The organism is Rickettsia endosymbiont of Culicoides newsteadi, from assembly GCF_002259525.1.
Classification (GTDB): domain Bacteria; phylum Pseudomonadota; class Alphaproteobacteria; order Rickettsiales; family Rickettsiaceae; genus Tisiphia.
Genome location: NZ_MWZE01000038.1, coordinates 1 through 10,995, shown reverse-complemented (window position 1 = coordinate 10,995; position 10,995 = coordinate 1). Strand labels below are relative to the sequence as shown.

Below are 10,995 nucleotides of genomic sequence, written 5' to 3'. Positions count from 1 at the left end.
CAAGTGAAAATGCCTTGTTCAAATTGGTTTTTTGTGCTATAAAACAGATTACAGCAAAGTGGAATATGCCAATCCCAGATTGGGCGGTAACCGTTTCCCAGCTAGATATTTTCTTCCCTGATAGGTTGAATTTTAGACTATGATATTCTATACTGACACAGCTCAGCGAACGTTCTCTATATCTATAATTAGTGGCTTTTCCTATATGACATATGTCATACCTTTTGTAGTGATGAATAGTTTTGTCCCTCTTATTACCTCTATATCTTTGGAAGCGATGATGAGTGTTAATACTCTTTTATTAATCGTAGATGCAGCAATGATTCCATTAATAGGGTATTTTGTTAAAAAATATCGTCCTGTGGATGTAATGATCGTAAGTACTAGCATTCTATTTATTAGCATAGTACCATTATGGTTATATATGACTGATGCTTCTATATGGTATGTTAATTTTGTCCGTTTATGGATTATTGCCTTAGGGGTAACTTTCTTATGCCCACTAAATTATTGGCTTAATAGCTTATTTCATGGTTCAGATAAATATATGCTGGTTAGTATTGGTGATGCTTTAGGTACTTCAATATTTGGACGCTCTGCTCCTGCAGTGTGCATAGCTCTTTGGCACTTTACTGACTCTTCTATATCTATAGGAGTTTATATTGCAATGATTACTTTAGCTACTATATGGGCGGTGAAGAGTCGGTAGCATTACTTGCTTAATATAGCTAATCCAGAAAGTGATCAAAAATGGATCGCTTCGACCATTACATGGTTTCGCAATGACGATTGGGGTGCATATATGTCATTACAAAAAGGCATGAGCCGACGAAGCAATCCATTTTTGGTTACTTTTGTGGATTGCTTTGTCGACCTAAGGTCTTATTCGCAATGACGGCTCGACTTACGACTCCTCAAACGCATACGTCATTGCGAGCGAACGTATGTGAGCGTGGCAATCCATCAGACTTGTATATTGCTTCGTCGACCTACGGTCTTCCTTACAATGACTTTGACCATATACTGCTTTTAATGACTATTTATTCAATTTGTGTTTATATTTTTTGTAAGAATTTCTGTATTATCCGAACGAAAAGTTAAGTTTGGGATATTATAGTAGTAAACTAAAAGCCTACTAACAAAAGCTCCTACAAATACTGTAATAATAGAGTATTTTATTGTACTATAATCAGGCTTATAAGCATAAGAATCTAATAATATACTAAAGATCGCACCCCACAATATTAATATTTCAAAATTAATTTCTCTAGGTATAGATTCGATATTTTTATCATGTTGACAAATTAAATTTCGGAATATTATACCAACACTAGAAGTCAAACAGGCAAAACATGGTCCCCAGAACTCTAATGGTTCAATTTTTTGTACAATTACAGTTATAACACCAATTATCATAAAAGATGCTTGCCCTAAGGAATCACAAACAATAAGAGTATTATTGCGTATTTTTTGGATAAAATCATCCTCATATAATTGCTTGTTATAATAAGCTAGTAATTTAATAGCAAAGAAACCAATAAGCACCGTTATAAAAATACGGCAAGTATAATATGGAGTTAAAATAAGACTGGCATTAACACTATGTACTACAATATCAAGTAAAATACATCCTAGTAAGGATGGTAACATTGCTAATACAAAAGTAACAAACAACGTAGCATTGGTTTTAGCTGATATAATGATACCAGAAATTGCGAATGCTATACTCCCTATAACTCCAATAATATAACACCATGATGAATCGATAGATTTTAGCAGTAGGATATTATATTTATACCTTTCTACAATTTTTTTATATTCGTCGCTATTGATAAATTCATTAATTGAATTGTTAAACCTGGCGACTAAATTAGGAGATACGGTTTTCTTACTAAACATTAAATGTACAGGGGTTTTAATACCAGTAGGGATCTCTTCTATTTGATCTTTTTCTATATAGTTTAAAGTAAGAGCTACCCCTGCAATCCTGTCAGCAAGAACCCCATCAATTTCATTACGTAGCAACCCCTTAAATAGCTCTGCATTACTGCCATATTTAATGATGATGTCATTATTACTAGCCTGATTTAGGTACTCAGTAGTTCTGGTATTGCCATAAACAGCTTTTCTAGTTATGCCAAGACGAAAATTTAGTAAACGTATCTGAGCTAAGAATTCATTCGTATTATTAAAATGTAGATGTTTTCTTGCTGAACGTAAAGTAAATAAGGAAATTTCTACAAGTCGATACGGGATAGAAAAATTGGCAAAGGCTGCTCTTTCCTCGGTATAAGTAAGTCCTGGCACCATATCACTTTTACCTTGTTGGATATTGGATATTACTTGTTCCCAGGCAGAATCAGTATATTGTATGCCAATGTTAATTTTACTACTAATAGCATTGATTAATTCAATATCTAAACCGGTAATATTATGGTGTCCACTTTTAGTTACATGGCTAAATTGGTAGGGTTCCAATGAATAGCAATCAACAAGCAAATGATCTTTATCATTTACCCCTTCAGTACATTGAGTAAAATATGTGTCAAGGGGATTAGATAGTTGATTATTATTCTCCTTATGATTTGCATAGGCAAAAAAGTTTTGTAAGATAATAATAATCGGGATGATACTCTTAAGTATTTGCATGGTGTACAGATCTCCTCATTAAATTCTACTTCAAGCTAATTAGAGTATATAGTCAATTGATGAGAATTTGGGGTTAGGAGCGAAAGTAATAGGCGAGCGACGAGTGACAACGTCCCCAACTTCTCATCAATTGACTATACACTATTTTATAGTGTGGACTAATATATCACCATCAAAAAATTTAATATTAAATTCTTGTTTTTTGCTTGCCATAACTTTTGATGTTATAAATTCTCCATCGGCGGATTTGATTACCGTAAAGCCACGTTTTAGTACGGTTTTGTAGTCTAAACTGGTAAGTAGTAGATTATTTAAATTTAATTGATGATCATAATTTTTTAACTTAGTGCTAATAGATTTTAGTGTATAATTAAATTGATGGTCTAATTCTAAAGACTTATAATCAACTATTTTCATAGGATTTAATATTTCTACATTCAGTGAATCAAGTTTTGCCTCTTTGAATTTAAGTAAATTGGGCAAAGACTCTGTTAATCTAAAACTTAGTTCATCAAGAAGCTGTTGATTATAGTCTATATAAGTAGTTAGACTTTTGGAAATATTAGTATTGGAGTTAACGGCTTGCTGTTGATATTTAACTAGCTGAATAATACGGTTAAGTAATGTCTCATAATACGAACTTATTGTGTAATTAAGGCTAGAAAGTACAGGTACGGCAAATTCAGCTGCCGCAGTGGGAGTAGGAGCTCTCTTGTCAGCTACTAAATCAATTAAAGTATTATCTACTTCATGCCCAACTGCTGAAATAATAGGAATATCTGAACTAAATACGCTACGTACTACTACTTCTTCATTGAATGCCCATAAATCTTCTATAGAACCCCCACCTCTTGCAACAATTATAACATCAGGTTTTATATTTTGTTCTAATTTATTAAACCCTTCAATTGCCCCAGCAATTTCACTTGCAGCATTGCCACCTTGAACAGTGACTGGCCATATTAGTATATGAGACGGACAGCGATCATTAATACGGTGTATAATGTCCCTAATTACCGCCCCAGTCATTGAGGTAACTACCCCAATCTTATTAGGCAAGAAAGGTAATGGTTTTTTTGGTTTATCAAAGATACCTTCTTTTTCTAATTTAGCTTGCAGCTCCTTGAGAATTTGCATAATAGTCCCAAGACCTGCAGGCTCAAGAGCCTCTACCGATAGCTGATATCGTGAATTTCCTGCATACCCAGAGAGTTTGCCGATAGCTACCACTTCCATGCCATCAACTGGGGTAAATTGCATTTTGGCAAGTACCGGACGCCAGCAAGTGCAAGCTAGAATCGCTGTATTTTCCTTAAGATTAAAATAACCATGACCAGAAGTTGCTATCTTAAGACCAGAAATTTCTCCCTTTACTCTAATATAACCAAAGTTATTTTCAAGCAATTCCTTAATCTTGCTAGAAATTTCAGTGACTGAGAATTCCTGATTTACTAAATTAGTAATAAAATTATTTTCTATCATACACCTTCTAATATAGTTTTCTAACGTAAATGGTCAACACAATAATAGTATAGTCAATTGATGAGAAGTTGACTATACTGTAAGATTTTCTTTGCAGCCTCACTAGCAGAAAGGTTTGTAACATCAAACTCAAATAAATTAGGATGAGAAATTTGAATTAATGGATATTCTGGATAAACATCTTGTACGTCGATTGATTTATAACGAACTAGCCTATCTAAATGTTGAATTCGCTTAATATTTTCTTCCTGTGAAATTAGTAATTTTACAGGAAGAAACACTGATTTACGATTTATTGCTAGCTGTTGTACTTGGTTAAAAAGCTTACGATCACCATCAACTTCATAGAGACAGTTGGTAAGAACATAATTATTACTAATTTCTTGGCTTAGAAAATTAAAAATACCATCTCGTATAAGCCCAATTGCATCCCAAGCAAATTCTGGAATAGGAGTCAATCCATCATAATTTAGCAGTGAAAAAATAGGATTATTGATATGTTGGTTATCACATATTCTATAACCAGCCCTTGCTATTTCTTTTGCTATAGTATATTTTCCGGTTCCTGGGGTTCCTATTAGGTAAATAATAATAGTCATTTTATGATCTCACTTCTTCAAATTTTCTGTAGTGCATATAAGAACATTACCATCAATTTGTACTATGCGAAGTGTGTCTCCTTTATATGCTGATTTTACAGAATCTTTGCTGAGTTTGGCATTCATAATAGTTCCTGACCACAATACCTGTCCCTTTTCTCCTATTAGCAGTTCATTGCTATATAGCTGCACTTCCTGACCTAACATATCAGAATATTCGTACTTATCATGTTTCTTGCCAACATAGAATTTTAGTGGGTACCATAAAATAACCAGCCATAAAAAAGAAATAAACCCAAAAATTATATATTGGTATTTTAAAAGGTCTGAATAATTATTTAATATTATTGCATTAGATATTCCACCTAAACCCAAAAATAAAAAACCAACATTTGGAATGTTAGAAAATTCTATAATTATACAAATAATGCCAGCGATCAGCCACCATTCTACTATTGAAATATTAAATATGGTCATATGATGTCTTCAATTAATCTACAAACTGTAGTATTAAGATTACTTTGTATAGTCAATTAACCTGAATTAGTGCCGAATAAGCACCTATCGTGCTGTCTATTAGCGAGGAGGCGTAAGTCTCCGAAGCAATCCATTTTAATCGTTTTTTGGATTGCTTTGTCGCCACTAAAATGGCTCATCGCAATGACGGTTTTTCAATTATTGTTTTCTTAAACTAACACTTATCAAGTTAATTCACTATATAATTTCTACTATAATATTAGATCAAACAATTGTAAACAACCATATAGTCAATTGATGGGAAGTTGGTGACGTCGGCACTCGTCGCTCGCCTATTACTTATAGGCGTCGCTCCATCGTTCCTGCTACCCAATTCCCCTGAATTGACTATATCTTAAACTCCTAGACTTATCGTTTCTATATTTCTATTGTGACAAAGCTTGTTACAAAGAAAAAGATTGTCCTAAATATACCTCCTTTACTTGGCAACTTGTAGCTATTTCTTGTGGTGTTCCTTCTAATAGGACTTTTCCGTTGTAAATAACGTATGCTCTGTCAACTATATTGAGTGTATCTCTCACATTATGATCAGTGATTAAGATGCCAATATTACGGTTACGTAAGTGGACAATTAAATTTTTAATATCCTCGATCGCTAGTGGATCAATACCTGCAAGCGGCTCGTCAAGCATAATAAATTTGGGGTCTAATGCTATTGCTCTTGCAATTTCTAGCCTACGTCTTTCTCCACCGGATAATCCCATTGCCGGCATATCTTTTAGATGGAGAATAGAAAATTCTTTAAGCAAATCTAATATTTTTTGTTCAATAATTTCTTGATCATTTTCTAAAACCTCTAACATTAATCTAATATTATCTCCGACAGATAATCCACGAAAAATTGATGGTTCTTGAGGAAGATAGCTAAAGCCAAACCTAGCTCTTAAATAAATTGGCAAATTGGTAATATCATGATCATTAAAAAATAATGCTCCACTATCTGGCTTGGTAAGCCCTATAATAATACTAAAACAGGTAGTTTTGCCGGCACCGTTTGGACCAAAAAGACCAACTATTTCTCCTGTTTTTAATTGAAGAGATACGTCGTTCAATATCACTCTCTTATTATAAGATTTTGAAATACTATTTACTTGTAATCTATCTATTATTAAATGCGACATACTTCTTTGTTCCAATTAATTCTTGGATTTACTATAATTTACATTATTGAGTTCTGTATAATATACTAACTTGTCGGTTCTTATAATACCGTCCTTATTTTGTACTATTACGTCACCAAGTAGGATTAACTCCTTTCTTTCCACAAAATATTTTGCAGAAGTAGCAATTAATACTTCCTGACCATCATTCCTTTTAGCAGTCAATTTTGACGGTATGGATATGTAATTAATAGTTTTTTTATTATCAACTATTTTATAAAAAATTTCTAAATTAGTCGTTTTTACCATTATATCATCAAACCATAAAGTCACCTCCTCGCCTGTAAAACAAGCTTGCTGTTTTATCTGATCAATTACTAAATTATCAGAATTAATATATAATTTATCCATACTAGAATGTTTTGAGTATGGATGTTCTCCATAAGCTATTGCTGAATTCACTATTAAAAAAAACAGCATATAGCAAATTGTGCTAAAAATCTGATACATCAATAATCGTTGATACGCTACCTTTGAAATTTATAATATTATTATCATTTGTGGAACTAAATTTATTAGAAGTAATTTCACAATTTTTATAGAACAATATCACGCCCATTTTACCAAATGCTTCTTTATTTAGTAGATTTAGTTGGGCTTTTTGTGCTTTTAATATGCCTTCCCCTAAAAAAAATTGGACATCCTCTGTTAATTCTAACATATGACTATTCTCATTCAATATACCATTTTTTGCATTGATCACTAATAGGTTATTACCATTTATTTTATATTTAGCGTTAATTTCTTCTAATGCATATTTATTATCTAAAGTCCTAAATGCTTGCACAGCATTAACTTGGTAAGGATTTAAGTCTTTATTTAAACCCTTGAAAGTTGAATTTAAAATTTTTATTTCATAATTTGTTTTATCATTTGGAGCAAAAGCACTATTTTCGGTATTATTTTCAATTGATTCTAAATTATTATTAATGGGATTAAAATTGATATAAATTAAGTATAAGGTTAGTGCTAGACCTAAAAAAGATAAGATTTTTGATAGATTAATTAAACGTCTATAAGATAAAATGATAGCACTACTATTTTTATCTATGAAGGGAATTTTAACCATAATACTACCAACATTATCATGGACATTCATCAACTAATTCCTGCCCGAAGTAAGTCATGGATATGAACAATACCAATAACTATATTATTTTCAGTTACAGGTATACTAGTAATTGATTTACTATTCATCATCCCTAAAGCCTCTCCCGCTAATTTCGAGGAAGAAATTTGTTGTGGGTTAGCAGTCATTACATCACGTGCATATTTCATATTTATTTGATCATTAATATGTCTACGCAAATCTCCATCTGTTATAATACCAACCAAACTCAAATCTTTATTTACTACTATCGCACATCCAAGGCTTTTTTGGTTCATAACTAATATAGTATCCGTAAATGAAGTATCGACATATACTAATGGCAACTGATCTTTTACCCTCATTAAACTTTCCACCTTGATAAGATTAGCTCCAATCTTTCCTCCAGGATGATATAGTCGAAAATCATCTTCAGAAAAACCTCGAGCTTCATGTACAGAAGTGGTGAGTGCATCTCCAAGGGATAACATCATTATTGCAGAGGTTGTCGGAGCGGCTATATAAGACGCTTCATTAATTCGTGGTATTAATAATAAAAAATCGCTATTGGTTGCTATAGTAGAGTTGACGTTCATAGTCATGGCAACTATCTTTATAGAAAATCGCTTACAATATTTCATTATATCAAATAATTCTTTGGTCTCTCCTGAATTAGATAACATGAAAACTAAGTCACTTTCAGTTACCATTCCAAGATCGCCATGGCTAGCCTCAGCTGGGTGCAAATAAAAAGCAGCCGTACCAGTAGAAGCAAAACTCGCTGCTATCTTATGGGCTATATAACCACTTTTTCCTATACCAGTTAAAATAATTCTACCTTTACAATTAATTATATGATCTACTACATTATCAAAGCTACTTGGAATGTTATTAGATAATTCAATTAGTGCGGCAGATTCTTTTAATATAACTCTTTTAGCAACGTCACGATGATAGTGCATTTTCAATTTAACTCCAACAAATTATATAACTAACCCGATTGTATTTATTCACAGCAAACTGGTGTCTATTAGCGAAGATGTTATAAGACCACAATTGTTGAAAATTAGAATATAGTTAATTGATGAGAAGTTGGTGACGTCGTTGCTCAATCCTTGCCTATTACTTACCTTACGCATAACTCCGTGGCAATTTAAAAATTACAGAAAAGTACAAGAGGTCATTGCGAGACCACGTAGTGGTCGTGGCAACCCACATTTTTGGATTGCTTCGTCGCCACTAAAGTGCGCCACTAAAGTGGCTCCTCGCAATCTGATGTATCCCCACGAAATTAAGCACGACAAAGCTCCGTCTTTATAATAGATGCCAGGGGTTCTAGCAATGGTTTTATGGTATGCAAATAATTAAATTCAATAATAAATTTCCCAAGGATAAAATACGAATAAATCTTTTTATCTTTTACTGTCAAGCCTCCTGCAACATCAAGTAACGCATTTAAACGATTATTATGTATAAAAGGACAATGTTCTTTTATTACTTCGATTTAATATTGTTTTTACATCCATAACCTACTATCTCTATCATCATTAAATAATGATGATATTCTATCAATTCTTGCTATTTTGCAACAATTTCGTGGGGATACATCAGCTCGCAATGACGTTTTTATGCTGTTTATAATACTTAGGTACTATAAACTATAGCTCTATCTTTTCTATAATAATAGCTGAATCTGCTTGCTTAGTGATTTTTTCAATCTTCAATCTAGCCGCCTGTAGCTTTTTTTCACAGTGTTCTTTTAGTAACACCCCTCTTTCAAAGCTACTAATCGACGAATCTAAGCTTTCCTCACCAGTATCAATTTTTTTTACAATTTCTTTTAATTCTGCTAAGGCAGCTTCAAAGCTCATATTTTCAATAGATGTCAAGTCTGGCATCGCCCCTCTATTATTATTTGTTGTTTCAATTTTATCTAGTTCCTAACATATTTCCTATCTAGTTCATTATATAACCTATAAATTGCCATCTCACGATCTTTAATTTTTTTACTAGCAATTTTTAGTAATCGCTCTGACGACTCTTCTGTTAACTGAATTGATGAATGTAGTTGTTCAGCAAGCTTTTTCAGTGATTCCTGAATTTCTATAAATGATTTTTGTAATTGCACTTTAATCGATATAGAAGAATTTTCAAGCTCGTTAAGTTTTACATATATTCTTTCTCCCAACTGATTAATTTTATCTTGCAGTAAACTTAATTGTTGCTTTCTTCCCTCTATTAGGTACTTACTAGTCTCATTCACCTTCGCTTGTATCCTAACTTCAGGAGTAACTTCTAAATTCCAAGCCAGCCCTAATTTACTCATCACATATATTATCCATTTATGGACATCAAAATGATACCATTTAGCACCATTACGGTAATCTGATGGGAATGCATGATGGAAATTATGCCAATTTTCACCTAATAAGAATAATGCCATCCACCAAATATCCCCGGCAGTACCTTTGTAATATTTCTTGCTACCAACAAAATGACATAGAGAATTAACGCAAAAAGTTGCATGTTGTTGTAATGCTCTACCCATACCAATAAACAAGAACCCAGCATAGGCAGAGATGATAGTACCACCAATCAAATAACCTATTAATGCGGGTACTATAGTGTTCATAAATAGAGAAATTTGCCAATAATGCTTTAATTGCCATCTCAGAAATTTATTTTTACCAAGTTTAACCATAGTAACTCGGTCAATGGACTTATAGCTTCCATCAATTATCATCCATCCAATATGTGACCATAAAAACCCTAAAATTCTATTCTCAAACTTTAATGGGCTATGCGGATCTTGATCTTTATCAGTATAAGTATGATGCTTATAATGATTTGATGCCCAAGATAAGACTGGTCCTTGGAAAGTAGCGGCTGACATCATAACAAGAATAAACTCCACCACCTTATTTGTTTTAAAGGCATGATGCGACCATAGACGATGCAATCCAACGCCAACAGCAATATTAGAGCCGTAATAGCCAGCTATGAACAAACTTATCTCAAATAGACCTATCTTATAGCTAGCATAGTATTTTACAACCAAGCATGAAAGTATAATTGGGTATATAATTAGAACAAAGAAAATACTCCAAACGATTCTTTTTAGCATATATCTAATCTTTTAATTAAATAAAATTCTTAGGCAGTATTGTAGCATATTATGTCACAATATACAAATAATATGTTGCATTACATTTTACGTTTCCATAATTTATTAAACATACGCTGTCCGAAATAGAAGCTAATAATGCCAGCAAAAATAGCCTGATCGTCTATATTCCATAAAACATCAAGATATTCCACAAGGATTGCCGTACTTTGTATAGTTTTACGTCAATTCGGGATAAGGGATAAGAAAAAATAAAGGAGATATAGGAGTTGCAAGGAGTTATAGCACTTAACATAGAGGTTAATATAAGTTATAATGATAGATAATGAATAAATTTAATAATAGCAATATGGCGAC

The 10,995-nt window shown here is 32.7% G+C and carries 14 protein-coding genes and 1 pseudogene; 2 read left to right on the top strand and 13 right to left on the bottom strand.

Going from position 1 to position 10,995, the window contains the following annotated elements; translation table 11 throughout:
* Both RiCNE_RS08575 and RiCNE_RS03815 read left to right on the top strand, forming a co-directional pair.
* A pseudogene (locus RiCNE_RS08575) lies at positions 1-143 on the top strand (IS256 family transposase); the annotation flags it as partial.
* Positions 140-709, top strand: a complete 570-nt coding sequence (locus RiCNE_RS03815; protein WP_133062934.1) for an MFS transporter — start codon at positions 140-142, stop codon at positions 707-709. The pseudogene RiCNE_RS08575 and the gene RiCNE_RS03815, both read left to right, overlap by 4 nt.
* A 335-nt stretch (positions 710-1,044) precedes the next feature.
* Here RiCNE_RS03815 and RiCNE_RS03810 read toward each other — a convergent pair whose 3' ends face one another.
* The 13 genes from RiCNE_RS03810 to RiCNE_RS03760 all read right to left on the bottom strand — a co-directional run bounded on the left by RiCNE_RS03810 (position 1,045) and on the right by RiCNE_RS03760 (position 10,638).
* Positions 1,045-2,649 carry a transporter substrate-binding domain-containing protein gene (locus tag RiCNE_RS03810; protein ID WP_094649292.1) on the bottom strand — a complete coding sequence of 535 codons (1,605 nt, stop codon included), beginning with the start codon at positions 2,647-2,649 and terminating at the stop codon, positions 1,045-1,047.
* A gap of 141 nt (positions 2,650-2,790) precedes the next feature.
* The gene (gene xseA / locus RiCNE_RS03805; RefSeq protein ID WP_094649296.1) at positions 2,791-4,128 is read right to left on the bottom strand and encodes an exodeoxyribonuclease VII large subunit; all 1,338 of its coding nucleotides are present in this window, start codon (positions 4,126-4,128) and stop codon (positions 2,791-2,793) included.
* A gap of 56 nt (positions 4,129-4,184) precedes the next feature.
* Positions 4,185-4,730 carry a hypothetical protein gene (locus RiCNE_RS03800; RefSeq protein WP_239832658.1) on the bottom strand — a complete coding sequence of 182 codons (546 nt, stop codon included), beginning with the start codon at positions 4,728-4,730 and terminating at the stop codon, positions 4,185-4,187.
* Between the two features lie 9 nt (positions 4,731-4,739).
* The gene (locus tag RiCNE_RS03795; RefSeq protein ID WP_094649291.1) at positions 4,740-5,207 is read right to left on the bottom strand and encodes an NfeD family protein; all 468 of its coding nucleotides are present in this window, start codon (positions 5,205-5,207) and stop codon (positions 4,740-4,742) included.
* A gap of 259 nt (positions 5,208-5,466) precedes the next feature.
* Positions 5,467-5,580, bottom strand: coding sequence for a palindromic element RPE2 domain-containing protein (locus RiCNE_RS03790; RefSeq protein WP_239832656.1), 114 nt, complete (start codon positions 5,578-5,580; stop codon positions 5,467-5,469).
* 70 nt (positions 5,581-5,650) lie between these two features.
* Positions 5,651-6,373, bottom strand: a complete 723-nt coding sequence (lptB, locus tag RiCNE_RS03785) for an LPS export ABC transporter ATP-binding protein (protein WP_094649294.1) — start codon at positions 6,371-6,373, stop codon at positions 5,651-5,653.
* 30 nt (positions 6,374-6,403) lie between these two features.
* A complete protein-coding gene (locus tag RiCNE_RS03780) occupies positions 6,404-6,829 on the bottom strand; it encodes an LptA/OstA family protein (protein WP_157905667.1) in 426 nt (141 codons plus the stop codon).
* Positions 6,830-6,860: 31 nt separating this feature from the next.
* Complete coding sequence (gene lptC / locus RiCNE_RS03775; protein ID WP_094649288.1) at positions 6,861-7,526, bottom strand: LPS export ABC transporter periplasmic protein LptC; 666 nt, start codon at positions 7,524-7,526, stop codon at positions 6,861-6,863.
* Entirely contained in the window at positions 7,526-8,476 is a 951-nt protein-coding gene (locus tag RiCNE_RS03770) for a KpsF/GutQ family sugar-phosphate isomerase (protein ID WP_094649287.1), read from the bottom strand. Before RiCNE_RS03770 ends, lptC begins: the two co-directional genes overlap by 1 nt.
* Positions 8,477-8,524: 48 nt before the next feature.
* Positions 8,525-8,653 carry a hypothetical protein gene (locus RiCNE_RS08275; RefSeq protein ID WP_275656733.1) on the bottom strand — a complete coding sequence of 43 codons (129 nt, stop codon included), beginning with the start codon at positions 8,651-8,653 and terminating at the stop codon, positions 8,525-8,527.
* Between the two features lie 152 nt (positions 8,654-8,805).
* Positions 8,806-8,943, bottom strand: coding sequence for a hypothetical protein (locus RiCNE_RS07800; RefSeq protein WP_157905666.1), 138 nt, complete (start codon positions 8,941-8,943; stop codon positions 8,806-8,808).
* Positions 8,944-9,172: 229 nt separating this feature from the next.
* The gene (locus RiCNE_RS03765) at positions 9,173-9,412 is read right to left on the bottom strand and encodes an exodeoxyribonuclease VII small subunit (RefSeq protein WP_094649286.1); all 240 of its coding nucleotides are present in this window, start codon (positions 9,410-9,412) and stop codon (positions 9,173-9,175) included.
* Between the two features lie 35 nt (positions 9,413-9,447).
* On the bottom strand, positions 9,448-10,638 hold the full coding sequence (locus RiCNE_RS03760) for an acyl-CoA desaturase (RefSeq protein ID WP_094649285.1): 1,191 nt from the start codon (positions 10,636-10,638) through the stop codon (positions 9,448-9,450).
* Between the last annotated feature and the right edge of the window lie 357 nt (positions 10,639-10,995).

Coding starts and splice junctions, on each gene's coding strand:
- RiCNE_RS03815 (WP_133062934.1), top strand. CDS start 140: ATGATATTCTATACTGACACAGCTCAGCGAACGTTCTCTATATCTATA.
- RiCNE_RS03810 (WP_094649292.1), bottom strand. CDS start 2,649: ATGCAAATACTTAAGAGTATCATCCCGATTATTATTATCTTACAAAAC.
- RiCNE_RS03800 (WP_239832658.1), bottom strand. CDS start 4,730: ATGACTATTATTATTTACCTAATAGGAACCCCAGGAACCGGAAAATAT.
- RiCNE_RS03795 (WP_094649291.1), bottom strand. CDS start 5,207: ATGACCATATTTAATATTTCAATAGTAGAATGGTGGCTGATCGCTGGC.
- lptC (WP_094649288.1), bottom strand. CDS start 7,526: ATGAATGTCCATGATAATGTTGGTAGTATTATGGTTAAAATTCCCTTC.
- RiCNE_RS03770 (WP_094649287.1), bottom strand. CDS start 8,476: ATGCACTATCATCGTGACGTTGCTAAAAGAGTTATATTAAAAGAATCT.
- RiCNE_RS08275 (WP_275656733.1), bottom strand. CDS start 8,653: ATGCGTAAGGTAAGTAATAGGCAAGGATTGAGCAACGACGTCACCAAC.
- RiCNE_RS03765 (WP_094649286.1), bottom strand. CDS start 9,412: ATGCCAGACTTGACATCTATTGAAAATATGAGCTTTGAAGCTGCCTTA.
- RiCNE_RS03760 (WP_094649285.1), bottom strand. CDS start 10,638: ATGCTAAAAAGAATCGTTTGGAGTATTTTCTTTGTTCTAATTATATAC.